28 protein-coding genes are annotated in these 25,214 nt (G+C 42.2%); 20 read left to right on the plus strand and 8 right to left on the minus strand.

What is annotated here, in order from left to right:
- Positions 1-75: 75 nt before the first annotated feature.
- From IEX80_RS10675 to yihA, 5 genes are all read right to left on the minus strand, one after another.
- A complete protein-coding gene (locus IEX80_RS10675; RefSeq protein ID WP_188832878.1) occupies positions 76-1,002 on the minus strand; it encodes an NAD-dependent epimerase/dehydratase family protein in 927 nt (308 codons plus the stop codon).
- 160 nt (positions 1,003-1,162) lie between these two features.
- The gene (locus IEX80_RS10680; protein WP_188832879.1) at positions 1,163-1,768 is read right to left on the minus strand and encodes a Crp/Fnr family transcriptional regulator; all 606 of its coding nucleotides are present in this window, start codon (positions 1,766-1,768) and stop codon (positions 1,163-1,165) included.
- Positions 1,756-2,610, minus strand: a complete 855-nt coding sequence (locus tag IEX80_RS10685) for a UbiA-like polyprenyltransferase (RefSeq protein WP_090531948.1) — start codon at positions 2,608-2,610, stop codon at positions 1,756-1,758. Before IEX80_RS10685 ends, IEX80_RS10680 begins: the two co-directional genes overlap by 13 nt.
- A complete protein-coding gene (locus tag IEX80_RS10690; protein ID WP_188832880.1) occupies positions 2,607-3,032 on the minus strand; it encodes an endonuclease domain-containing protein in 426 nt (141 codons plus the stop codon). Before IEX80_RS10690 ends, IEX80_RS10685 begins: the two co-directional genes overlap by 4 nt.
- Positions 3,033-3,162: 130 nt before the next feature.
- Positions 3,163-3,807 carry a ribosome biogenesis GTP-binding protein YihA/YsxC gene (gene yihA, locus IEX80_RS10695; protein WP_188832881.1) on the minus strand — a complete coding sequence of 215 codons (645 nt, stop codon included), beginning with the start codon at positions 3,805-3,807 and terminating at the stop codon, positions 3,163-3,165.
- Between the two features lie 311 nt (positions 3,808-4,118).
- Between yihA and IEX80_RS10700 the strand changes: the two genes are divergently transcribed.
- Positions 4,119-4,607, plus strand: coding sequence for a VOC family protein (locus tag IEX80_RS10700; RefSeq protein WP_091172596.1), 489 nt, complete (start codon positions 4,119-4,121; stop codon positions 4,605-4,607).
- A gap of 224 nt (positions 4,608-4,831) precedes the next feature.
- On the opposite strand, the gene IEX80_RS10705 is transcribed toward IEX80_RS10700, so the two are convergent.
- Together IEX80_RS10705 and IEX80_RS10710 are read right to left on the minus strand one after the other, a co-directional pair.
- Positions 4,832-5,569 carry a 3-keto-disaccharide hydrolase gene (locus IEX80_RS10705; protein ID WP_090531941.1) on the minus strand — a complete coding sequence of 246 codons (738 nt, stop codon included), beginning with the start codon at positions 5,567-5,569 and terminating at the stop codon, positions 4,832-4,834.
- 23 nt (positions 5,570-5,592) lie between these two features.
- Positions 5,593-6,963 carry a Gfo/Idh/MocA family protein gene (locus IEX80_RS10710; protein WP_090531940.1) on the minus strand — a complete coding sequence of 457 codons (1,371 nt, stop codon included), beginning with the start codon at positions 6,961-6,963 and terminating at the stop codon, positions 5,593-5,595.
- A 358-nt stretch (positions 6,964-7,321) separates the two neighbouring features.
- On the opposite strand from IEX80_RS10710, the gene ubiE reads away from it, so the two are divergent.
- The 6 genes from ubiE (at position 7,322) to IEX80_RS10745 (ending at position 12,470) form a co-directional block, all read left to right on the plus strand.
- On the plus strand, positions 7,322-8,053 hold the full coding sequence (gene ubiE / locus IEX80_RS10715; RefSeq protein ID WP_175490059.1) for a bifunctional demethylmenaquinone methyltransferase/2-methoxy-6-polyprenyl-1,4-benzoquinol methylase UbiE: 732 nt from the start codon (positions 7,322-7,324) through the stop codon (positions 8,051-8,053).
- The gene (porT, locus tag IEX80_RS10720) at positions 8,050-8,784 is read left to right on the plus strand and encodes a type IX secretion/gliding motility protein PorT/SprT (protein ID WP_188832882.1); all 735 of its coding nucleotides are present in this window, start codon (positions 8,050-8,052) and stop codon (positions 8,782-8,784) included. Before ubiE ends, porT begins: the two co-directional genes overlap by 4 nt.
- Before the next feature lie 662 nt (positions 8,785-9,446).
- Positions 9,447-10,205 (plus strand): SDR family oxidoreductase, encoded by a 759-nt coding sequence (locus tag IEX80_RS10730; protein WP_188832884.1) that lies wholly within the window; start codon positions 9,447-9,449, stop codon positions 10,203-10,205.
- 161 nt (positions 10,206-10,366) lie between these two features.
- A complete protein-coding gene (locus IEX80_RS10735) occupies positions 10,367-10,816 on the plus strand; it encodes a GatB/YqeY domain-containing protein (RefSeq protein WP_188832885.1) in 450 nt (149 codons plus the stop codon).
- A gap of 217 nt (positions 10,817-11,033) precedes the next feature.
- Positions 11,034-11,807, plus strand: a complete 774-nt coding sequence (locus tag IEX80_RS10740) for an alpha/beta fold hydrolase (protein WP_091172581.1) — start codon at positions 11,034-11,036, stop codon at positions 11,805-11,807.
- The gene (locus IEX80_RS10745) at positions 11,808-12,470 is read left to right on the plus strand and encodes a CBS domain-containing protein (RefSeq protein ID WP_188832886.1); all 663 of its coding nucleotides are present in this window, start codon (positions 11,808-11,810) and stop codon (positions 12,468-12,470) included.
- A gap of 105 nt (positions 12,471-12,575) precedes the next feature.
- Here IEX80_RS10745 and IEX80_RS10750 read toward each other — a convergent pair whose 3' ends face one another.
- Positions 12,576-13,238, minus strand: coding sequence for a response regulator transcription factor (locus tag IEX80_RS10750; protein ID WP_090531929.1), 663 nt, complete (start codon positions 13,236-13,238; stop codon positions 12,576-12,578).
- 261 nt (positions 13,239-13,499) lie between these two features.
- On the opposite strand from IEX80_RS10750, the gene IEX80_RS10755 reads away from it, so the two are divergent.
- From IEX80_RS10755 to nuoK, 13 genes are all read left to right on the plus strand, one after another.
- Positions 13,500-14,381, plus strand: a complete 882-nt coding sequence (locus IEX80_RS10755) for an NAD kinase (RefSeq protein WP_090531927.1) — start codon at positions 13,500-13,502, stop codon at positions 14,379-14,381.
- Between the two features lie 9 nt (positions 14,382-14,390).
- Positions 14,391-15,176 carry a type IX secretion system protein PorG gene (gene porG, locus IEX80_RS10760; protein WP_188832887.1) on the plus strand — a complete coding sequence of 262 codons (786 nt, stop codon included), beginning with the start codon at positions 14,391-14,393 and terminating at the stop codon, positions 15,174-15,176.
- A gap of 165 nt (positions 15,177-15,341) precedes the next feature.
- A complete protein-coding gene (locus IEX80_RS10765; RefSeq protein WP_090531923.1) occupies positions 15,342-15,863 on the plus strand; it encodes an ExbD/TolR family protein in 522 nt (173 codons plus the stop codon).
- 381 nt (positions 15,864-16,244) lie between these two features.
- Positions 16,245-16,985 carry an undecaprenyl pyrophosphate synthase gene (gene uppS / locus IEX80_RS10770; RefSeq protein WP_090531922.1) on the plus strand — a complete coding sequence of 247 codons (741 nt, stop codon included), beginning with the start codon at positions 16,245-16,247 and terminating at the stop codon, positions 16,983-16,985.
- 63 nt (positions 16,986-17,048) lie between these two features.
- Entirely contained in the window at positions 17,049-19,601 is a 2,553-nt protein-coding gene (gene bamA, locus IEX80_RS10775; RefSeq protein ID WP_188832888.1) for an outer membrane protein assembly factor BamA, read from the plus strand.
- Positions 19,602-19,617: 16 nt separating this feature from the next.
- Entirely contained in the window at positions 19,618-20,148 is a 531-nt protein-coding gene (locus tag IEX80_RS10780; protein ID WP_121232083.1) for an OmpH/Skp family outer membrane protein, read from the plus strand.
- Positions 20,149-20,196: 48 nt separating this feature from the next.
- Entirely contained in the window at positions 20,197-20,709 is a 513-nt protein-coding gene (locus IEX80_RS10785) for an OmpH/Skp family outer membrane protein (RefSeq protein ID WP_090531918.1), read from the plus strand.
- 225 nt (positions 20,710-20,934) lie between these two features.
- Positions 20,935-21,447, plus strand: a complete 513-nt coding sequence (locus IEX80_RS10790; RefSeq protein ID WP_090531916.1) for an OmpH/Skp family outer membrane protein — start codon at positions 20,935-20,937, stop codon at positions 21,445-21,447.
- A 66-nt stretch (positions 21,448-21,513) separates the two neighbouring features.
- The gene (gene murI / locus IEX80_RS10795; protein WP_188832889.1) at positions 21,514-22,359 is read left to right on the plus strand and encodes a glutamate racemase; all 846 of its coding nucleotides are present in this window, start codon (positions 21,514-21,516) and stop codon (positions 22,357-22,359) included.
- A gap of 172 nt (positions 22,360-22,531) precedes the next feature.
- Positions 22,532-23,602: a complex I subunit 1/NuoH family protein gene (locus IEX80_RS10800; protein ID WP_188832890.1), complete on the plus strand. Its 1,071-nt coding sequence runs from the start codon at positions 22,532-22,534 to the stop codon at positions 23,600-23,602.
- A 125-nt stretch (positions 23,603-23,727) separates the two neighbouring features.
- Positions 23,728-24,318: a 4Fe-4S binding protein gene (locus IEX80_RS10805; protein ID WP_188832891.1), complete on the plus strand. Its 591-nt coding sequence runs from the start codon at positions 23,728-23,730 to the stop codon at positions 24,316-24,318.
- A 26-nt stretch (positions 24,319-24,344) separates the two neighbouring features.
- Entirely contained in the window at positions 24,345-24,863 is a 519-nt protein-coding gene (locus tag IEX80_RS10810) for an NADH-quinone oxidoreductase subunit J family protein (protein WP_229701596.1), read from the plus strand.
- Positions 24,860-25,165 carry an NADH-quinone oxidoreductase subunit NuoK gene (gene nuoK / locus IEX80_RS10815; RefSeq protein ID WP_090531905.1) on the plus strand — a complete coding sequence of 102 codons (306 nt, stop codon included), beginning with the start codon at positions 24,860-24,862 and terminating at the stop codon, positions 25,163-25,165. The genes IEX80_RS10810 and nuoK overlap by 4 nt, the downstream gene beginning before the upstream one ends.
- The last annotated feature ends 49 nt before the right edge of the window (positions 25,166-25,214 follow it).

Here is a 25,214-nt window from a genome sequence, read left to right on the forward strand (position 1 = left end):
CGAAAGTTACATCTTGACTTCGGACTTGCTGACATCGGACTTGCCGACAAAAAAACAACTTTCGGACTTTCGGACTCACCCTTTATGAAGCGTTTTCGATATCTCAGTTATCGCATCCTCGTAGCTTGTTGGTTTAAAGTTGAACGCTTTCTCAAATTTGCTGCTATCGAAAATATAATCGTGATCGTACTGGTAATACATCTCCACTGTACCCATTACCACCTTTTTAAATAAACCGAACAGCCACAGCATAACTTTATTAACGCGTGTATATTTTGGCTCAACTTTATAAACCCCGGCGGCAATATCCAAAAACTGTTTACCGGTGATGGCCGGCGGGGTAGGGAGGTGCCAGATCTGGTTGCCGCTATTGGGGTCTTGACCAAGCAAAAACATGGCTTTACCCGCATCGGGCACATAAATAAAATTGTGTTTACAATCCGGATTGCCTATCCATTGCGCGTTTTGTTTTTTGGCGTAATTGCTAAGCACCATCATATCAATAAAGCTGTTGACCGGGGCGCCATAAAAATCAGGTGCGCGGGCTATGGTTGCGTTGATATTGCCGGCTTTAACTTCATTCATGAGCATTTCGGCGATGCCCGCTCTTATTTCGCCTTTAACGCTGCTGGGTTTATACGGGGTATCTTCGGTCATGGAGCCGTTAACCAGTCCGTACATGTAAACGTTATCAAAAAATATTAAACGGGCACCGGTGGCTTTGGTAACATTGATCACATTCTGCATGATCACCGGCCATTGCGCCCGCCAGATGTCTTTATCATAAACCAGGCCGGCAACGAGATAAATTACTGTCGATCCTTTTGCTGCCGACAGTACTTCATCGTAATTGAGCAAGTCGGCTTTTTGCCAGGTTACTTTATCATTATTATTTGTGTTAACCGGTTTGCGGCTAACTAAACGGATGGTTTCGTTATGGTTGATTAATTCTTTGGTGAGGATGTTTGCTACCGGACCGCCGGCTCCTAATATAGTATGCATGATCTTTTTCGTTTTGTGTATTACAAAGGTAGGCTGCCTTTGTAAATCAAAACGTTAACAAAAGATAAGGAATTTCACCTCTCCTAAATCCTCTCCAAAGGAGAGGACTTTAAAATTTATGCCTTTACTCCCTCTCCTTTGGAGAGGGCAGGGGTGAGGTTTAAGCGCTTATTTTCATGATCCTTCTCCTGATCCGCGAAAGCGAAACCGGAGTGATCCCTAAATAATTGGCAATATAATGCTGGGGGATGCGGTATAAGGCTTCGCCACCTGTTTGTAAAAGATCGGCATAACGTTCTTCGGGCGATTGGGTGATAAAGGAAGTAATACGTTCTTCGTAACAGATGAGATAGTGTTCGGCTGTTAATCTTCCAAAACGCTCCATCTTAAAACCGAGCAGCTCATTCATGCACGCTTGTTGTAAGTTTTTGTGGCTTAAATTTACGATTACCGAATCTTCAAGTGCCTGGATATAGTTTGCAGCCGGGGTGCGGGTAAGGAAACTTTTGTATGAGCTTAGCATTTCATCCTCAAAGCTGAAATAGCCGGTTATTTCCTCGCCGTCTTTAACGTGGTAATAGCGCACGGATCCTTTTACCACAAGGCCGATATGATCGCACACTTTACCGGCCTCTACATAAAACCTTTTCTTTTTTAAGGCATCTACCGTTAGATATTGCGATAAAGCCAGCCACTCTTCGTCGGTAAGCGGAACATATCTTTCAAAATACTGCCGAAACTTTTGGAGGGCGGTTAGTGAATCCATATCCTGTCGAGCAAAAACAATACAGCAAATACTACGCTGGCAATGCCATTGGTAGTCATAAAAGCAAAATTAACGCGGCTCAGGTCGTTTGGTTTTACAAGCAAGTGCTGGTAAACAAGCATGGCGCAAAAAAACGCGATACCAATGTAGTACAGGAAGCCTACCTGAGTTTCAAATGCCGGCATCATAATGAAAACGGCCGAAAGCACATGTAAAAACGTGGAGAGTCTTAAGGCGTTCACTTTACCTAAGTACGCCGGGATAGAATGCAGGTTTTGGCTTCGGTCAAAATCCTCATCTTGTAGGGCGTAAATAATATCAAAGCCGCTTACCCAGCAAAGTACGGATAGTGAAAAGAATATAGGTGTAATAGCAAATTGACCGGTAACCACTAAATAAGCACCGATAGGGGCAAGCGATAAACCCAATCCCAATACCAGATGGCAGAGCGCGGTAAAACGTTTGGTTGCGCTATAACCCATCACCACAAATAAAGCTACCGGCGATAAAAAGAAACAAAGTCTGTTGATGAACCAGGTAGCTGTAATAAACAGCAGGCAGTTGATAATAACAAAGGTTAAAGCAGCTTTTGGACTGATCCGGCCGGCCGGGATATCACGTTGTTTGGTGCGCGGATTCTGAATGTCTATATCCCTGTCAAGGTAGCGGTTAAAGGCCATCGCCGAGTTACGGGCGAATACCATGCAAAGTACCATCAAAACCAGCTTAAGCCAGTCGAAATGATATTGCGTAGTAGTTACCGCCAAAAAGAAGCCGATAAATGCAAACGGCATCGCGAAGATGGTGTGGGCGAAGGTTACTAAAGATAAGTATTTTTTCATGATATTCGGCTCTCCTCTTGAGAGGGGTAAGAGGTGTGATCTACTTCGTTGTTTTTAAATTTCTCTATATGTTGCTCAATTGTTCTTAAAACGTTGAACATGTCTTTTCTTACTTCCAGTTCAGTAAAACGGATAATTGTTAAATCGTATTTTTCGAGTTCTTGCTCACGTATCAAATCCAGTTTATATGTCTCTTCGTGGTTATGATATTGACCATCGATCTCTATTATCAAATTTAGTTCGAAACAATAGAAATCTACAATATAATTTAACAGAGGCTTTTGGCGATGGAAATCATATCCATAACCTTGTTTGCCTTTTAACTCTTTCCAGAGTAGTATTTCGCCAATTGTACTGTCATTCCTTAATTTCCGGGCCAGCTCTTTTAACCGGGGATTGTATGGAATGATTGTGCGGGGCATATTGGTCAATATTAAAAATAATTAAAAGGCCCTGTGCGATTCCCCTCTTGAGAGGGGTGTAGGGGTGTGTTGCGTCGTATGCTTAGCAGACGTATTGCTTGTCGCTTGTTAACACACCCCTGCCATCACGCTATTCTTCGCGCCCCCTCTCAAGAGGGGAACCAAGAAATACCGGCACTTCAAAATTTTGATTTACTACATCAATAAATTCAAGGATCTCTTCACGGCCTTGCTGCGTTTCAGACGATGTGATAAAAAACTGTGGCATTTCATCAAATGTAGCCAGCAGGGCTTTCCTGAATTTGGCAATGCCTTGGTCTGTTTTAATGCTTGATTGTTTATCGACTTTGGTGAATACCAGCACAAATGAAAGGCCCTTTTCGCCAAGCCAGTTGCAAAATTCGAGGTCGATCTTTTGCGGCTCGAGGCGACTATCAATCAGCACCATTACGCATTGCAAGCTTTCGCGTTTGTCAAGGTAAGTATGGATGAACTTATCCCATTTGGCTTTTTCCGTTTTTGATGCGCGGGCATAGCCATAACCGGGTAAATCGACAATGTACCAGCTCTCGTTGATCAGGAAATGATTGATCAGCTGCGTTTTGCCGGGAGTTTGCGATGTTTTAGCAAGGCCTTTTTTACCGGTTAATGTATTGATAAGGGATGATTTGCCCACATTTGAGCGCCCGATGAAAGCGTACTCCGCTTTAACGGGTGGAGGTAACTTGCTTACCTGGCTGTTGCTGCAAATAAATTCGGCCGATTTTACGATCATTCTGCAAAGGTAGGGTTTTGTTTTGGATGTTATAAAGTCGGATTTGTTGTTATAAAGTTGTAATGTTTTAAAGTTGAAATGTTATTAGATTGTTGATGGTTGTAATGTTTTGTTCAAGCCAGCGTAGTGCTTCAGGTTTGAAACTGAATCAAAATTAATAAAAATAGATGTTTAAACATATTTTACATGTCGCCGACACGGTCCGGATTAAAATAGCTTAAATTTGTGACAGTTGATGATGTTTGTAGGCAACATTCCAACTTTACAACATTCCAACTTTACAACATTTTAACCTTCCAACAAGAAACAACATGAACGATTATAAAATACCCGCCCAAACCCGCATTGGTCACGTACATTTAAAAGTAAGCGACCTGCAAAAATCTCTTGATTTTTACTGTGGTTTGTTAGGCTTTGAAAAAATGGTGATGTACGGCGATCAGGCTGCATTTATATCTGCAGGTGGTTATCACCATCATATTGGCTTAAATACCTGGCATAGCAAAGGCGCTTCACCAGCCCCGGAATACGCACCGGGCTTATACCATACTGCCATCTTATATCCCGAAAGAAAAGACCTGGCCATTATACTTAAAAGGCTGATTGATGCCCGTTACAATATTACAGGAGCATCTGACCATGGTGTATCTGAAGCCATCTATCTTAACGATCCCGATCAAAACGGGGTTGAGCTCTACTGGGATCGCCCCAAAGAACAATGGCCTGTAGATCAGGAAGGGAATTTGACCATGTTTACCCGCAGGTTGGATATAGAAAATTTACTGCAACTGGCTAATTAACAGATAAAAAGCAAACAAAAAAACTCATTATGGGTTATATATTCAACGGGGGGATCAAAAGATAATCAATCTTTCCCGGTCATTGGGAGGCGGAACGGCGAAGCAGTCCTCTGCCGGCGATATTGCATGGTTGCCTGCTGTTAAGGATTGCTTCGTACCCCCAATGAGTTTTTTGATAAAGATAAAACTGTTGCGCGAAGGTACGAAGCAAAAAATTATAAATTTTATAATTCCTTTATTTTAATGCTCCTGAAATAAGCTTTATGCCCGTGGTCCTGCAGTGCAATTAAGCCGGTTTTGGCGTTGCCATAGTCGGGGTAATCTTTCCATTTACCTTCGGCTTTTTTCCTTTTCCAGTCGCTGGTCCATGCTTCAAAAGCTAAAATCTTTTTACCGTTGAGCCAGTGTTCAACATGTCCGTTGTTGAAAATAATTTTACTGGTGTTCCAGGTGCCAACCGGGGCTACTTTTTTTGAGGCGTTTGGCAGGTACATGGCATAATCACAGCCTGTTTTTTGCCAGTCTTCCAGTTTTTCGGGCCAGCCGGCATCGTCAATGATCTGGTATTCGGGGCCGGTTTCATAAGGGCCGTGGTATTTCGGATCTTCAACCACATGGTATATTACACCGCTGTTACTGCCTTTTTCTATCTTCCATTCCCATGAAAGCTCAAAATTGGTATAAGCTTTATCGGTTACTATATCTCCGCCGGTATCACCCTGCGCTGCACCAAGACAAACCAGGGCACCGTCAACAATGGTCCAGTTTTTTACCGGACCCTTTTTGTTGAAGCCATGCCAGCCTTTTAACGTTTTGCCATCAAATAAATTTATCCAGGTACCTTTTGCAGGAGTAGCCTGTTTAGGACGTTTAGCGTTATGAACCGGAATCCCTGACGTTTGTACGCAAACTAAGCCTGCAGCAGCCAGTGCCAAACCCAATTTTTTAAACTGTTGTTTCATAATAAGGTATTTGCTGTGATCTGTTATTTTTTGACAACCTGCATTTTTTCCGGATCCCAGAACATGGGGCTGTTATTGTAATAGCTGTCATTACACAGCAGGGCAGGGGCTGCCGCACGATAGCCAAATATCGCATCTTCAGTTACCTTGCCTTTATTGCGGATAGCCGTAAAAAAGTTCACCATATGATCATATGGCCCACCTTTGTATCCTTTTTCGGCATCATACGTGATCTCTTCGGGCGGTAGCATTTTTTTGCGTTCGGCATAACCGCTGCCTGCTTTTTTGAGTTTATCAAGATAGAATGGATCATCAGAGTCCATCACTTTATTGCGTTTAAGCGTCACTTTATCCCATGTTATATCCATTGAGCCTTCGCTGCCTACCAGTTTAAGATAAGTGGTACCGCTGGTGCCATCCACGAAGTTGCAACGTAAGGAAAGATTAAAGGCTGGATGAGCCTGCGTTTTGCCGTAATCAAAAGTGCCTAAAAGTACATCAGGTACTTCGCGGCCATCATTCCAGAAACGTAAGCCGCCGGATGCATAAATTTTATTAGGGCCAACTGAATCGGTTATAAAATGCAGGCTTGAAAAAAGGTGAACAAAAAGGTCGCCCGCCATGCCGGTGCCATAGTCGGTATAGTTTCTCCAGCGGAAAAAGCGTTTTTCATCAAACGGACGCTTTTTAGTATTGCTGATATAAGTTTCCCAATCAACAGTTTGAGGTGAGGCATCTTCAGGGATCGGGTATTGCCAAACCTCAAGCGGCGCCCGGCGGGCCCAGAAACCTTCGGCATAGTTTAATTCGCCAATAGCGCCGCTTTTTAACAGCTCGTGTGCTTTTTCATTGCCTAATGATGATACCCCCTGGCTGCCTACCTGGAAGATCATTCCTGTTTCTTTTTGCGCTTTGATCACCGCCGGCCCTTCGGTAATAGCATGCACCATTGGTTTTTCGCAATACACATGTTTACCGGCGTGCATGGCATCAACAGAAATTTGCTGGTGCCAGTGATCAGGCGTAGCAATGATTACAGCGTCAATGTCTTTACGGTTCAGGATCTCTTTGTAAACCCGGGTAGTAAAAATGTCGGCTCCCCAGCGGGTTTTAGCATCTTTTAAGCGACCGTCATACAAATCGCATACGGCTACCAGTTTGACACCGGGCACCTGCAGGGCGGTGATGGTATCCTGGGTACCCATACCACCGGCGCCAATGAGGGCGATGTTTACCTGGTCGTTAGGACTGTTGCCGATGAGGCGTTTTTGGATGGAAAAAGATTTGGCCTGGCTTTGGCTGGCTAAGAGGCCCGATCCGGCAGCTACGGCCGCGGTTGCAGTGGTTAGTTTTTTAATAAAACTGCGGCGCGAGGATTCTTGTTCGTCTTTCATAAGGATAAGGAAACAAATTTTAAATGTGATTTGCCGGAGTGTGCCGGCTGAAATTGGTTTTTAAAAATAATGAATTGACTTAACATTTTCATAATTGTAGTAATATAAAATCGGTTTAGTTACAGCGTAACGCATAGGTGGTCCATTTGGCCTGTGCTGCGTTGGGCCACCATCCTCTATCCTTCGGATAAAGAGGGTAAGAAAATATATAAACTAAAATCCCCTCTTTGCGAAGCATAGAGGGGTGGCGAGCGTAGCGAAGTCGGGGTGAGTTAACTTGTCAGCCCTGTTTCAGTATTCGTTTTTCACCCGTGTTAGTGTTAATGCATTCGGTATACAATCATTATCTTTGCCCGCGATGAGCAAAACCATAACACCGTACCATGACGAGCAGGCTACCAAAAAAGAACAGGTGGCAGATATGTTCAACAATATATCAAAAACCTATGATTTCCTTAACCATTTCATGTCGCTTGGTATTGATATCATCTGGCGTAAAAAGGCCATTAACGAATTAAAGAAGGATAAACCCAAACTGATACTTGATGTTGCTACCGGTACCGGCGATTTTGCTTTTGAGGCTTTATCTATCCTGAAACCTGAAAAAATTATTGGTGTAGATATTTCAAGGGGGATGCTTGACATCGCGGAGCAAAAAATAGCAAAACGGGGTTTAAGCGATAAATTTGCTGTAAAACTTGGCGATTCGGAAAAACTGCCGTTTGAGGGCGCGGAGTTTGACGCTGTTACGGTTGCCTACGGTGTACGTAATTTTGAAAACCTGGAAAAAGGCCTTGCTGATATAATCCGGGTGCTAAAACCCGGAGGGAAGGTGGTGGTGCTTGAGTTTTCAAAGCCTAAAGTATTCCCGGTAAAGCAGTTGTATAATTTTTACTTCAGCTATATTACCCCGGGGATTGGTAAATTGTTTAGCAAAGATGCAAGGGCGTACAGCTATTTGCCCGAGTCGGTAGCTGCTTTTCCTGATGGGCGGGCTTTTGTGGGTTTGATGGATAAAGTAGGCTTTAAGAATACCAAATGCCGGCCTTTAACGTTTGGTATCTGTTCAATATACACCGGTATTAAATGATTATAAACCGTTACCTGCTTGTAGTTGTACTTATTTTTAGCAGCAATTTATTGTTTGCTCAGCATGTACCTGCATGGGGTGGCGGTGCCGATCAGCAGGATCTGAGCTTTGGCTTCAGTTTCACGTATGTAAGCACCGATTTTAAGATCGTCAATCAACCCAATTTTCGCAACGCGTTTTTAGATGAGAACGGTGTGCAGGTTAAAGGGCCGCTTAACAGCATCAGCTCAAAAAGTTCACCGGCTTTCGGAGTAGGTTTTTTGACCCGGTACAGGATCACTGAGCACCTTGAGGTACGCACCACACCTTCATTAATTTTTGCCGACAGGGTTTTGCATTATTCTTATGTCGATCCCTCGGAAGATGTGGATAAAAAAATACAAACCACTTCGGTTGACATTCCCCTGCAATTGAAATTAAAATCAGATAGGCTGGGCGATTTCAGGGCTTATGTTGTAGGCGGCCTGAAATATACCCAGGCCATAGGCTCTAAGAAAAACTCGGATGCCAACCTTGACCTTTCGGAGAAGCTGGTTAAAAACGTAGGTGGCTTTGCCTCGTATGAGGCGGGCGTGGGTTGTGATATTTATTTTGAATTTTTTAAGCTTTCGCCCGAGATTAAGATCTCCAATTCGTTAGGCAATGTGCTGATGCGCGAGTATAACCCCTACTCGGCGCCCCTCAGCAGGTTGGGTTTACATACGATTATGTTTAGTTTGATTTTTGAGTAAGGAAGATACTTAAACATATTAAAAAACGGTGTCATGCTGAGTGTTTAAATCCGGTGGCCTCTGAAGGTAAAATGACATCTGCGTCACATGATTGCTGTAAGGAATGAAGCAATCCCCGACAGGCTGGTAACGGGCTTCATTAGTATTTGACTTACATCGTCGCGCTCCTGACCGCGCGGGGCCAGTTACTTTTGTCGCCACAAAAGTAACCAAAAAGGCTTGCAGCAGAGAGGCTTCTTTGCGCACAACCTGGCCCCATAGCCATCGGCGCGGCCTTCACCCTGCAAAACGAACAGAACCACGGCTGCAATTATTTTGCCCCGATTCGTACGCAATGCCTCTGCTTCTGCAAAAACTTGCTATGCCCCTGCAGCCGCACCGCCCAGCATCGTTCTACTCGTTTTCACCCGAAGCTGATCTGCTGCGAAAAACCGCATTTTTTATCTTGTCATGGGTAGTGATTAAATCCATGGACTCTGAAGCTCAGGATGACGGGGCCTCCTAAATCTCGCGCTCATTTATAATGAGTGCGAAAAATGGGTTTGCGTTTTCAACGCAATGATGGGGTGAGTAAAATCCTTCCTTCAAAAACATCCTTACTCCCAACCGACAATATTTTAAACTAAAAAACATAATTTCGCTGTTTATAGTTATCAATACCTATGAGTAAGATTGCCTTAATTACAGGAGCTACCGCCGGCATTGGCGAGGCATGTGCACACGTTTTTGCCCGTGAAGGCTATGACCTGGTATTAACCGGTCGCCGGTTAAACAGGTTAGAGAAACTGGCCAAACACCTGAATGATAAGTATAACGTAGAGGTTGCGGTTTCGTCATTTGATGTGCGTAACCGCGAAGATACCATTAACAACCTGGAAGCTTTGCCGGCCGAATGGAGGAAAGTAACGGTATTGGTTAACAACGCCGGTTTAAGCCAGGGGCTTGACCCCATTCAAAAAGGCAGCATTGATGATTGGGAAACCATGATTGATACCAATATTAAGGGCTTGCTGTATGTAAGTCGCGTAGTATCAAACTGGATGATAGAAAATGGTACGGGGCATATTATAAACCTTGGCTCGATTGCCGGTAAGGAAGTTTATGCCAATGGAAATGTATATTGCGCTACCAAACATGCAGTTGATGCTTTAAATAAAGGTATGCGGATCGACCTTTTACCTCATGGCATTAAGGTAACGGCGATACATCCGGGGGCTGTGGAAACCGAGTTTTCGGAGGTGCGCTTTAAGGGTGATAAGGAAAGGGCCAAAAAAGTTTATGATGGTTTTAAACCATTGGTGGCCGAAGATGTGGCCGAAACCATCTGGTTCATTGCATCACGACCGGCTCATGTTAATATTAACGATCTGGTTATCATGCCTACGGCACAAGCCAACGCAGGTACGATATTTAGGGGGTAGAGGGGAAGTCTGAAGTCGGAAAGTCAGTAAAGTCCGAAAGTAAGACAAGGCTGCTTTATTAACCAAACAAATCCTTCGGACTTTCGGACATCGGATTTCCGGACTAAAAAGAAAAACTTCCGGACTTTCCGACATCGGACTTCCGGACTAACATAAAACATATGTCATTAATTACACAAATAGACCAGGACATTAAACTGGCCATGCTTGCCAAGCAGGCAGATCGTTTGCAGGGGTTGCGTGCCATCAAATCGGCATTGCTTTTGGCTAAAACCGAAAAAGGTGCTGCCGATGAACTAACCGAGGAAGCTGAAATTAAAGTATTGCAAAAGCTGGTAAAACAGCGTAAGGAATCGGCCGATATTTATAAGGAGCAAAACCGTGACGACCTGTACCAGGTGGAAATAGCCGAAATGCTGGTTATTGAAGAATACCTTCCGCAACAAATGAGCAAGTTTGAAATTGAAGGCTACCTGGAAGAGCTTATTGGCAGGATAGGTGCTACATCCGTAAAAGATATGGGCCGCGTAATGGGTATGGCCAGTAAAGAGCTTGCAGGCAAGGCCGATGGTAAAACAATATCAGAGGTGGTTAAACAGTTATTGGGTTAAGTTTTTACCATTTAATTAATACAGCGCTTTTTGCGTAATGTTGTGTTAATGTTAATCTTGTTTAATAAAAGCTTAACATTACTACATTGGTAAATAATTACTATACTTGCTAAATGTCGTTCGTAATAAACTAATTTTACAGCGGAATAACAGGAATTTGTACTGAAAGCGATTTTGGTATAAGATAAGTTTGAAAAATTAATTTTTAATATTTTATATGGAGTTCGTGCTTAAAGAGGAACACGGTTTTAGTTACATCGATGAGGGCGAAGGAGAGGTGCTGTTACTGCTGCATGGTTTAATGGGGGCGTTGAGCAATTGGGATGGTGTTATTAATGAGTTTAAATCAAAATACAGGGTTATTATCCCCATGCTGCCTGTTTATGACATGCCGCTAATCAGTACCGGGGTAAAAAGTTTATCGAAATTTGTACATAAGTTTATAAAGTTTAAAAAGCTTAGCAATATTACCTTATTGGGTAACTCGCTTGGCGGGCATGTGGCATTAGTTTATTTAACCACGCATCCCGAAAACATAAAAGCTCTTGTTTTAACCGGTAGCTCGGGCTTATATGAAAATGCTTTCGGCGGCTCTTTCCCGCGCAGGGAAAGTATAGATTTTGTGCGCGAAAAAGTGCAATTTACATTTTACGATCCGGCTATTGCCACCGATGAGTTGGTGCTTGATGTTTTTCAGACCATTAACGACAGGCATAAGGTGATCCGCTTGCTGGCCATGGCAAAATCAGCCATCAGGCACAATATGAAAAAAGATCTGCATAAGATCACTATCCCGGTATCTTTGATCTGGGGCCGTAATGACAAGATCACCCCGCCCGAGGTAGCTGTTGAATTTCATGAGCTGTTGCCCGATTCAGAACTTCATTGGATTGATAAATGCGGTCATGCACCTATGATGGAGCACCCGGAAGAATTTAATACTTTACTTAAACAGTTTTTAGCTAAATTAGAGACCAAAGTAAATGCATAGATGATAGCACTTGACCTGATAGCTGACTCAATACCGCCGGTACACACTTCTGATACCATTCAGAAAGTGCTTGACCGAATGATTGAGTTTCGCCTCAGGCATTTGCCTATTGTAAATGAAGAGCAGTTTTTAGGTTTGCTTGCCGAGGATGACCTGATAGCCGAAAGTGATTATCAAACACCCATAGGTGCGCTGGCCCTTTCGTTGGTTAATCCCTACGTGCTGGAAGATCAGCATATTTATGATGTTATCCGCCTGTTTTATGAGCAGCAGCTTACCATTGTACCGGTGCTTGACGCTAAAAGCAACTATCTTGGGCTGATATCTATTAACGCCATTACAGAATATTTCGCAAAAATAACTTCGGTATCGCAGCCGGGAGGCATTATTGTACTGGAGATCAGTAATAAAAATAATTCGCTTGCGCACATGGCGCAGATAGTTGAGTCAGACAACGCGCAGATCCTGAGCTCCTATGTTCAGTCCTTTCCCGATTCAACCCGGATGGAAGTTACCCTTAAGGTTAACAAGCTGGATATTTCGGCCATAACTGCCAGCTTCCTTCGGTATGAGTATGATATCAAAGCAACCTTTAATCATACCGATATCAACGATACCACCCGCGACAGGTATGATTCGCTCATGAATTACCTTAATTTGTAGTCTTAAGTCGGAAGTTTTAAGTCCTGGGCCTAAAGTCTTAAGTCGATATCGTGGATTATTTTACCAAATATTGAGACTTAAAACTTAAGACTACTGACTTAAAACTTAAACCAAATTATAAGCCTGCGCAAACATCACTGCATCATAATTATTTTTCAGGTGCAGTTTGTTCTTGATGTTTTTACGGTGCGTTTCGGCCGTAGCCGGGGCAATGAACAGCTTCGCGCTGATCTCCGCCGAGCTCATTCCCATGGCAATATATTTCAGAATTTCTTTTTCGCGCCGTGTAAGTGTTAAAAATAACAGGTTATTATGGCGTAAAAAAGCGATCTCATTCATAAGCCGATTTACCTTGGTGGTGATATGATGCACAGGATCAAGCCTGCTGGCTATAGTTAGCATGTATGTAGCATCGCCTGCTTCATTGCGTGCAAAAACCTTGGTATTGCTCACAAACAATTGCCACTCCGGGTTATCAGGTACACGTACCTGCTGAAAGTAGGATACCTGCTCCTGTGTTTTGCTTTTTATCAGGTGCAAAATTTTAGGTACGTACTCGTCGCTGTCTTCAGTGTTAAAATATTTCAGGTGATATGTTTCAGGGCCCATGGCCTGCAGTTCGCCGAGCGTGGTACCCAGTATATCGAGGCCTACACTGTTCATATACACTATCTGCAGCGTTTCAACCTCATGAATTATTAATGCAGAAGGAAGGTCATCAGCTATTGACTGTATATCCGATAGTTTTTGGGTAAAAGTTTTATCCATCAATAAAATAACCGTTGTTTAAATATTGGTAAGGTAGGCCAAAATAGTTAAACTTAATTATTTTACTTTGAAGTTATTTATCTGTTAAAGCAATTAAAATGGCTTTATTAGGAAATATAAGCAAACAATAGTGCACAATTTACCATTATAAGAAAAATGTATGGTGGATGGATTGTAGGGTTTAGTTTATGCCGGTATTAATTATTTATGCCTTGCTGCAATTAATGTACTTTCAAAGTTCGATATTCGCTTTTTTAAAAAATGAAAATAGCAGTTTACGGCAGGCCGTTTAATGAGCCATCTGTTTTACCTTTTATACAGCAGGTTTTTGATAACCTTGCATTGCATGGCGTTGATATTTATGTACACCAGCAACTCCACGAATATTTGCAGGATAAACTAACCACAGTGCAATATAAAGTATTGCGCCCGGCCGAAACCTTAAAAGGCTTTATTGATATTTTTATAACGCTTGGAGGCGATGGTACCCTGCTTGATACGGTTACCTTGATTCGCGATTCGGGAATCCCTGTTATTGGTATTAACTTTGGCCGCCTGGGCTTTTTGGCCAGTGTTAATAAAAGTGATATTACGGCAGCCATTCATGCCGTGGTGAACAGGCAGTTTACCTGCGATTGCCGCGAGCTCCTTACTGTTGATTCGAACCCCAATGTTTTTGGCAGCAATAATTTTGCCCTTAATGATGTAACCATTCATAAACGCGATGATGCCGCCATGATCATAACGCACGTGTTTTTGAACGATGAGTTTTTAAATTCATACTGGGGCGATGGTATTATCATCTCAACATCAACCGGCTCAACAGCTTATTCATTAAGCTGCGGAGGGCCCATTATTTTCCCGCAGTCAAACAGCATAGTGGTAACCCCGGTATCACCTCACAACCTTAACGTGCGGCCTATAGTGATCCCTGACACCAGTAAGCTTTGTTTTGAGGTGGAAAGCCGCAGCGCTAATTATATCATCTCCTGCGATTCGCGGACGGAAGTTTTAGATCAAACAGTTAAGTTTCATGTTCAAAAAGCCAGTTTTCAGTTAAATTTAATTCGCCTTAGTAATGAAAGCTATTTAACTACGTTAAGGAATAAACTGCTTTGGGGCCTTGATGCCCGTAATTACTAAATTTGATTAATGCCTAAATTTTTACTTTTTGCCATATTCTTGTTTTTAACTTATCAGCTGCAGGCCCAAACCTGGGAAATAGGCGGATCGATAGGCGGTGCGGGGTACATAGGTGATCTTAACCCCAATAACCCTGTTAAAATAAGCGGCGTTTCGGCGGGTATCTTTGGTAAAAGAAATTTTAATGGCTATTTTTCAGCTAAACTGAATATTGGTGTTGGTAATATATCGGCTTATGATAACCGGTCCGGCTACCAGCAGTTTCGTGATCGTAACCTTAACTTTAAAGATCAATTGCGGGAGGTAAGTCTTATTGGCGAGTTTAACTTTATGAACTATATCCCCGATGCCGGACGAAACAAATACACACCTTATATATTTACAGGTATTGGCGTTGCATCTTACGCGCCGCGTGCACAGGATTTTGACGGTCGTGAGATTAGCTTAAGGCAGCTAAAAACCGAAGGCCAGGCTAAGCCTTATGGCAATAACACCGTCGTAATCCCCTATGGTTTAGGTATCAAGTATAATTTATCCGGTAAGTTTACAGTTATGGCCGATATGGGTTACCGCTATGCATTTACAGATTACCTGGATGATGTAAGCGGTGTATATGCTGATAAAAGCAAAATGACCACAACCGGCGCTTTACTCTCTGATCGTTCGGGCGAAAAAACCGGCAATTATATTGGCACCGTTGGTTCTCAGCGCGGCGACTTTAAATCGCATGATACCTACTTCTTCCTTAACTTTACAATCTCATTTACTTTTGTAACAGCAAACTGCTACTTCTAATTACATCAGGCCTGTAACAAATGTTGTGGATTTATTGCGTCTCTTTAGATAATAATTCAATATTTAATTCGTTTTAAATTTAAAATACAATATTTAATTCTGTTTTTATATTGTATTTTGAAATTTAGTATTATAATTGATTATTAACCTAAAATCTTTAAAGTCATGGCCGAATTAAACTCATCTCCCCAAAATGGCGGCGGAAAGCACAAACGCAAAAAAATAAACGCCCGCGTTGATCTTACTGCAATGGTCGATCTGGCATTCCTGCTTATTACCTTTTTTATCATGACCACCACGCTGGCTAAACCAAAAGCTATGGATTTGGCTATGCCAGATGACGGCGGCGACGGAATGCCGGTTCCGGCAAGCCGAACACTGACTGTTGTTTTGGGCAAAAATAATAAGGCCATGTATTTTCTGGGCGAGCTTAAAAATCCGATCATTGCACCTTCGGTAACCGATTTTTCAGCCAATGGCATTCGCAGGGCCATCATCGAAACCAATAAAAAAGTACACGACGGCTCGGGCAAAAGCATGATAGTATTGGTAAAACCAAGCGATAAATCACAATACAGCAATTTGGTGAGTACGCTTGATGAGCTGGCTATTACCGGCATTCAGCAATACGCTATAGTTGATATTATGCCCGCCGATGTTGACGCGCTTAAACAAAAAGGAATATAAAAGTGTAACGCAATTGTAAGCAAATTTACAGGCGGTTTTTTGAGGCCGGCAGCTTTCATTATCAGGCAGATAATGGCTGCCGGCTTTTTTATTTTTTGAGCTTTAAACCAAAAATTATGAAAAATCATGGTTTTGATAGCTGTTTAGGCAGTTTTAATATATTATTCGCAATAACATTTTCTTTTAACGCGGGATACTAAAAAAATACAAAGTAAGTTTTACCTTTGTACCCTGAAAAATCCGTCAATTTGCGTGACAAAAATGGCAGATGCAGGTAATTAATAATTGATTAGTCTAACAACCGAATATCGCAGACCATAGTATTGATGAAAAATTTTACACAGGTGTGTTTGTACAGGGTGGCTTTTGATAAAGAGTAATATGGATTATTTGGATCAGATTGATTTGTCGAGACTACCACAGCACGTAGCTATTATTATGGATGGCAACGGGCGTTGGGCAAAAGGGAAAGGCAAATTAAGAATATTTGGCCATCACAACGGTGTAACATCTGTTAGGGATGTTGTTGAGGGGGCCGATAAATTAGGTATTAAATATATCACCTTATATACATTTTCGTCCGAAAACTGGAACCGCCCTAAGCTGGAGGTTATGGCTATTATGGAGTTAATGGTAACCACTATTCATAAAGAGGTTCCCGGCTTTATGAAGAACAACATCAGGCTAAATGCCATCGGCGATCTGGACACATTGCCCGAAAAATGTCTTCGCGAACTTAATAACGCTATTGAAACAACAGCCGGTAATACCGGTGTTGTGCTTACGCTTGCTTTAAGCTATAGCTCGCGCCGCGAAATTGTACGGGCCGCAAAAAATATAGCCATAAAGGTAAAAAACGGCGAGTTGAATGCGGAAGATATTAATGAAGAGGTTTTTGAACAAAACCTTTTTACAGGCGATATGCCAAACCCCGAACTGCTGATCAGAACCAGCGGTGAATACCGTATAAGTAATTATTTATTATGGCAGATTGCTTACGCCGAGTTGTATTTTACAACCAAATTATGGCCCGATTTCAGGAAAGAAGACCTGTATGAAGCAGTGATCGATTTCCAGAAACGCGAGCGCCGTTTTGGCTTAACAAGTGAGCAGGTGAACTAAATTTTTACTTTTAACAAATTTTAACAACTGTATAAATTATTTTTAGCCCACTAAAATATTCGAATGTATAAATTTCTTTTTGCTATTCTTTTCTCGGTTTTGGCTACTACGGCTTTCGCCCAGATATCCAATGGGCCGAGGCCTACGCTTACAAAATCGATACCGGCTGATAGTTTAAGTTATCTTAATCCTAAAGATTATATTATTGGTGGCATTTCTGTTAGTGGCGCAAAATATCTTGATAAAGACATCCTGATCCAGTTATCCAAATTAACCAAAGGCGATCGTATCAACCTGCCTGGCGAGCGTAATGCCGAGGTAATTAAAACCTTATATCAACAGGGCTTATTTGATGATGTTCAGTTAAACATCACCAAAATTAATATGGATACGATTTACCTGGAGATTGCCGTATTGGAGCGTCCGCGTTTATCACGCATGCACTTAACCGGCATCCGCAAAGGTGAGATTGAGGATGTTCAGAAAAAATTGAACGACCGTGTAGGCAAGATCGTAAATGAAAACCTCATCAGCACAACAACAGCTATTATTAAAAAACATTTTAACGAAAAAGGTTTCTTAAACACTACCGTTACCATTACCCAGCGTAAAGACCAGGGTGATGTTAACAGCGTTATACTGGATGTTGCCATCGATAAAAAGACCAAGGTTAAAATAAACGATGTTATTTTTGAAGGCAACAAGGCATTTAGCACCGGAACCCTGCGTGGTTTTTTAAGTAAAACCCGTAAACGTAAATGGTATAACCTGTTTGGTTCAAAGAAATTTAAACAGGATAAATACGAAGAAGATAAACAAAACCTGGTTGAAAAAATGCAGGCCAGGGGATACCGTGATGCCGAGATCCTGAGCGATTCTGTATGGAAACATGACGATGAAACCGTAAATGTAAAGCTAAAAGTATATGAAGGCCCTAAATATTACTTCGGTAATGTTAAGTTTTCGGGTAATGCCAAGTATACCACCGATTTGTTAAACAGGATCCTTCACGTTAAAAAAGGTGACGTATTTAGCGAAGACGAATTGAACAAACGTTTAAGCGGCCCAACTCCGGGCAATGATGATATTTCATCTTTATACCTTAATGACGGCTACTTAACCTTTAATGCCGATCCGGTACAAACAAGGGTTTATAATGATACTGTAGATGTTGATGTGAGGATTTATGAGGGCCCTCAGTATACTATTAACCGCGTTATGTTAAAAGGTAACGATGTTACCAACGATAAGGTGGTAATGCGTGAGATCCAGACTAAGCCCGGTCAAAAATTCAACAAAGACCTGCTGATCCGCAGTGCGCGTGAAATTGGCCAGCTGGGCAACTTTGACGAGCAAAAAACCGAACCTAAACCAACCAACATCAATCCGCAGGATGGTACTGTTGATTTGGTTTACAACGTAGTTGAAAAACCTTCAGACCAGATCGAGCTTTCGGGTGGTTTTGGTGGCGGCCAGTTGGTAGGCACCTTGGGTTTAACCTTTAATAACTTCTCTATCCGTAATATTTTCCACCTTAAAGCTTACAAGCCGCTGCCAAAAGGCGATGGTCAGAAACTGAGCTTAAGGGGGCAATCGAGCGGGCGTACTTATCAAAACTTCTCGTTCACATTTTCCGAGCCGTGGTTAGGCGGTAAAAAGCCAATCTACTTTGCATTGTCGGCTTATACACAGGGAAGCTCAACCGGTCAGTACTATCCAAAATCAAGTCCTTACTATAATAAGTTGCGTATTAATGGTATTGGGGTTACGTTAGGTAAACGTTTGAAATGGCCTGACAACTATTTCCAGTTAAACTACTCGCTTAACTTTGACCATTACAGTCTTGATAACTATGGTGGTTACCTGTTTACCAATGGTACATCATATAATATTAAGTTAACCCAGGAGTTAACCCGTAACTCTATTGACGCGCCTATCTTCCCGACACAGGGTTCAAATATTAAATTTACTGTACAGGCTACGCCGCCATACTCATTGTTTAACAATATAAACTATAAAATAGCTACTCCGGAAGAGCGTTACCATTTTGTTGAGTATTATAAATTTAAATATGATGCGCAGTGGTTTTCAAAACTGGTAGGTAAATTTGTATTGATGTCGCAGGTAAGGTTTGGTTTCCTTGGCCAGTACAATCACCAGGTTGGCCCATCACCGTTTGAACGCTTTAAATTAGGTGGCGACGGTATGCAGAGCTATCAGTTTTTACAGGGTAGCGAGATCATCGGTTTACGCGGTTACCAAAACTTCTCGATAGTGCCTGAAGGCTCCAACGAAACTCAAAATAATAATACAGGTAGTGCGATCTACAATAAATACACACTGGAGCTTCGCCATCCGGTTATCGCAAGCCAGTCGGCAACAATTTTCTTGCTGGCCTTTGCCGAAGGCGGTAACGCATGGAACCAGTTTAGCCAGTTTAATCCGTTTAACGTAAGGCGTTCGGTAGGTGTGGGCGCAAGGATATTTTTGCCTATATTTGGCTTACTGGGGCTAGATTATGGTTATGGCTTTGACAAAATACCGGGACAACCGGATGCTAATAAAGGCCAGTTCCATTTTACAATTTCTCAGAGTTTATCCGGCGGATTTAATTAATTTGCGTACCGAATATATGAAGAAGATAATTTTAGTAGCCTTTTTAACGTTAACTGCTTTTGCAGGCGCCTATGCGCAACGTTTTGCTTATGTTGATTCGGAGTATATATTAAAGCACATGCCTGAATATGCTTCATCACAAAAGCAATTAGCTGCATTATCTGATCAGTGGCAGAAGGAAGTTGATGGCCGTTTTCAGGAAATTGACCGTCTGTACAAAGCCTACCAGGCCGACCAGGTGTTGATGACCCCTGATATGAAAAAACGTCGTGAGGCTGAAATTGTAGAAAAAGAAAAGGCGGCGAAAGATTTTCAACGCCAGAAGTTTGGTCCGGATGGCGAGCTTTCACAAAGAAGCACAGCGCTGATTAAACCAATTCAGGATAGGGTGTCTAAAGCTGTACAAGCAATTGCCGAAGGCGATAACCTGGATATGATTTTTGATAAAAACAGCGAGGTTATTATGTTATATGCTAACCCGCGGTATGATAAAAGCGCGGATGTTATAACCAGATTAGGACTAAAACCCGGGGTATTTGCTAAATAATTTGAATTAAAATAAATCGAACTATTATTTAAACACAGAAAAAGGAAAATGAAAAAACTATTTAAAGTTGCCTTAGTTGCAGTAGGTTTGTTATTTGCGGGCAGCTTTGCAAATGCTCAGACTAAGATCGGCCACATCAACTTCAATCAGCTGATTGATATGATGCCCGAAACTAAAACTGTAACTGCTTCGATCCAGGCTTATCAAAAAACATTTATTGATCAGCTTACTACAATGAATAATGAGTACCAGACAAAAGGCCAGGACTACCAGTCAAAAAGGGCAAGCATGACCGATGCTGTACGTACTGCTAAAGAAAACGAGCTTACCGATATTCAAAAACGTATGAATGATTACCAAAACAATGCCCAGCAACAGGTTGATGCTAAAAGGCAGGAATTAGGTAAACCGCTTATTGATAAAGCTACCCAGGCAGTACAGGCTGTAGCTAAAGAAAAAGGCTATGCTTATGTATTGGATTCATCACAGATCACTTTATTGGTATCTCCTGATGCTGATGACCTGATGGCAGCTGTGAAATTAAAATTAGGTTTGAAATAAGAAATACAAAAGACATAAAAAAAGCGCCCTGATTAAACGGGACGCTTTTTTTATGTTTGCCATTTAAATTACACATTGTTATTTTAGCCGGGGTAAGGGTAGCTGTCAAATGTTCCTGTTCATTGTAAGCTCTCCCAAGGTTAGTTCATGAGTAATTTGCTGATACACGTTACAAAAACAAAAAGATAATTATTATCCATTATTAAACACAGGACACAAAACAAAATGAAAAAACTATTTAAAGTCGCCTTAGTTGCAGCAGGTATGTTGTTCGTGGGTAGTTTCGCTAAAGCGCAAACAAAAATAGGTTATGTTAATTTTAGCCAGGTTATTGACCAGATGCCTGAAACTAAAACTGTTTCTACAACATTACAGGCCTATCAAAAAACATTCATTGATCAGTTAACTACTATGAACAATGAGTTACAAACCAAGGGTGCCGATCTGGAAAAAAACGGTTCAACTTTGACAGATGCTGCCCGTTCGGCAAAAACTTCTGAATTGCAGGATATTCAGAAACGCATGAACGATTACCAAAACAACGCACAGCAACAAGTTGATGCTAAAAAACAAGAATTAGGCAAACCTATTATCGATAAAGTTAGCCAGGCTGTACAAGCGGTAGCTAAAGAAAAAGGTTACGCTTATGTATTGGATTCATCACAGGTTAGCATGATCGTATCTCCTGCAGGCGACGACCTGATGGCTGCCGTGAAATTGAAATTAGGTTTAAAATAAAATCACCTTTAAGTAAATTATACAAAAGCGCCCCGTAATTACGGGGCGCTTTTTTTATGTTTGTATATGTCAAATCAACCAATTGGTATTTTTGATTCGGGTTATGGCGGGCTAACAGTGTTCCGTTCTATCATTGAACAACTGCCCGGCTATGATTATATTTATATGGGCGATAATGCCCGTGCTCCCTATGGTAACCGCTCATTCAGCACCATACACCAGTATACCTGGGAATGCGTGCAGTGGATGTTTGACCAGGGATGCCCCTTAGTGATCCTGGCGTGTAATACGGCATCGGCCAAGGCATTACGTACCATTCAGCAGCAGGACCTTAAACAGATAGATAATCCGTCGAAAAGGGTATTGGGCGTTATCCGCCCTACGGCCGAGGTTATTGGCGATTATACTAAAACCAAAGAGATTGGGGTGCTTGGTACAAAGGGCACCGTACAATCTGGCTCATACCTGCTCGAGATCCAGAATTTTTTCCCCGACATAAAAGTTTACCAGCAGGCCTGTCCGCTTTGGGTGCCGTTAATTGAAAACGGGGAATACGATAAACCCGGTGCGGATTTTTTTGTGCAGCTGTACCTGGACCAAATCATGGCACAATCGCCCAACATCGATACCATTTTGTTGGCTTGCACACATTATCCTATTATCCAGGACAAAATAAAAGCACATTTGCCCGAACGCATTAATGTTATAAGGCAGGGCGATATCGTGGCTAAAAGCCTTGTTAGTTATTTAAACCGCCACCCCGAAATTGAGCAAAAGCTTAGTCGGAACGGCGAAAATAAGTTTTATACCACTACCGATGATACTGCCGATTTTGACCATCATGCTTCGTTGTTCTTCTCGGCCCCGGTAAAATCAACGTTTATATCGGCAAATGATTTGGTGAAGTGTTGAACCGTGATTTCTATGATTATAGGATGATCATGATACAGAGCTTCAGGCGTTGATATATCAGGCAATCCTTAAATCAGGTAAATCATGGTTCTCCTATCAACTTAATATATAATTTAATCATTCTAAATAACTCAACATTTAGTAAGTTTGCACCCTTAAGCAAATATTCCTGTTGAACTATTATTTTACATATTTTATTGCAGCAATCGGGTTGTTCAGTTTTTCGGCCTTTTTCGCTTTATTCGGTGTATATGCCGAGCGTAAAATATCAGCGTTTATACAAGACAGGCTCGGTCCAACGGAAACAGGAAAATATGGTTCGCTGCAAACGCTGGCCGATATTTTAAAAATGCTCCAGAAGGAGCTGATCGTCCCGGCAGCGGCAGATAAGTGGTTGTTTATGCTGGCGCCGGCGGTAATATTCATTGCTGTATACCTCGGTTTCGCTGCGCTACCCTGGGCCCCCGGGCTTATTCCTTCAAAAACAAATATCGGTCTCTACTATATTTTTGCCATTATTTCTATCGAAACGTTAGGAATTTTGATGGCAGGCTGGGGATCAAATAACAAATACTCTATCCTGGGCGCTATGCGTTCGGCGGCTCAGATCATTTCGTACGAAATCCCCGCAGGCTTTGCCATTATAGCTGTTGTGATGATAGCACAAACGCTCGACTTGCAGGTGATCTCTGCTCAGCAGGGCATTTTGGCTACTGAAAAGATAAAATTTGCCGGTTTTTGGGATGTATCTCAGATAGGTGGTTTATTTAGCTGGAACGTATTCCGTGCACCACATTTGCTCATCGCATTTGTGATCTATTTTATAGCTTCACTGGCCGAAAGTAACCGTGCGCCTTTTGACATTCCGGAGGCGGAATCGGAGTTGGTAGCCGGTTTTCATACCGAGTTTACGGGGATCCGCTTTGCGCTGGTATTTTTGGCCGAATATTCGATGATGTTCCTGGTATCCATGATAGCAGTAATATTGTTTTTAGGTGCCTGGAATACGCCGCTGCCCAACATAGGCGGCGTTAAATTGGCAACATGGACTACCAATGTGCCTTGGGGGATATTATGGGTAGTAATAAAAACATTAGGCCTGGTGGGTGTTCAAATGTGGATCAGGTGGACATTGCCCCGCCTGCGGGTTGACCAGCTCATGAACCTTTGCTGGAAGGTATTGACCCCGGCGGCTTTCGCTTGTATGCTGATATCGGGCGTGTGGAGGTTGTGGTTAATGTGATTTTTGATTTCGGATGTTCGATTTCGGATTTGGAAAAGTTGAAATATAGAATTTATTAAAATATAAAATAACGGATTTAACGGAGAGAAAGGCAATATCCTGGTAATCCTAAAATCCTAAAAATCATGGTTCAGAAAGTAATAAAAGCGTTTACAACGGCATGGAAAGGTTTAAGCCTTACCATACACCACCTTTTTGCGGGTAATGGCAAAAGGGAGATTGTGACCGTGAGCGACAGCAATTACTTTAAACAATTGGAACATGGCACCAATACCATCCAATATCCTAAGCAACAACTGCCGGTACCTGAAGTGGGCCGGTACCAATTGGACGTGGAAATGGATGACTGTATCGTATGTGATCTGTGCGCCAAGGTTTGCCCCGTTAATTGTATCGATATTGAATCGATCAAGGCTACGGAAGCTATCGGCCAAACATCCGACGGCACTACCAAACGTTTGTATGCAGCCAAGTTTGATATTGATATGGCCAAGTGTATGTATTGTGGGTTGTGTACTATTGTGTGCCCAACTGAATGCATTACCATGACCAACCAGTACGATAAAACAGTTTTTCAGCTAAGCGATCTGGTTTACCAGTTTTCGGATATGACGCCCGAAGATGCCGCCGAAAAGCGTGCCCTTTTTGACAAACAACAGGCCGAAAAACAGGCTGCCAAATTAGCCGCCATGAAACAAAAGGAGGGTGGGGCATGACCTTGATGCGGGTGTTGTTTTATCTGATGAGTTTTATCGCGGTTGGCTCGGCGCTATATGCTGCTTTAAGTAAAAACCTGGTCAGGAGTATTTTTATATTTTTTGTGACCTTGTTTGCATTAGCTGGCTTGTATGTAATTGCCCTTGCCGATTTTGTTGCCGTAACGCAAGTGGTAATTTATGTGGGAGGCATTTTGGTGTTAATCCTTTTTGCATTTATGCTTTCTGGTCGTGAAACGCTAAATGTGATAGAGCAACACAAAGGAAAATTCATTAACATGGCTAAAGTACCGGCGGTTATACTGGCTGCGTTGTTTTTAGCGGTGATTGTAAACATTATCCTTAAAGCCGATGCTGATAACCTGCCATGGGTAAAACAGGCCATCGCACAAAAAAATGAGACAACGCCAATCTCTTCAACTATAGATAATATAGGCGTTAACCTCATGACCACCTACCTGCTGCCTTTTGAAGCCATTTCTGTTTTATTGCTGATGGCTTTGGTAGGTGCGGCGCATTTATCACGTAAGGAGGGCAGAGCATGATAACGTTAACCGATTTTTTACTGGTAGGCGCGTTATTGTTTTGTACAGGCATGTACATGATTGTATCCAAACGTAACTCGATACAAGTATTAATAGGTATTGAACTGATGCTGAATGCTGCCATTTTAAACCTGGTAGCTTTTGGTAAATATGATAAGCTGAATAACGGCGGACAGGTGTTCGCCTTGTTTGCTATTGTGCTGGCCGCGGCAACAACAGCGGTTGCGCTGGCCATCGTCCTGAATGTTTACCGGCGATATAAAACCATTGACCCGGATGAGATTAAAAATTTGAGGGATTAAAATATTGTAGAGACGCATAATTGCGCCTCCCGCAGGACAAGCGGATATG

This window comes from Mucilaginibacter rubeus (assembly GCF_014643835.1).
GTDB lineage: Bacteria > Bacteroidota > Bacteroidia > Sphingobacteriales > Sphingobacteriaceae > Mucilaginibacter > Mucilaginibacter rubeus.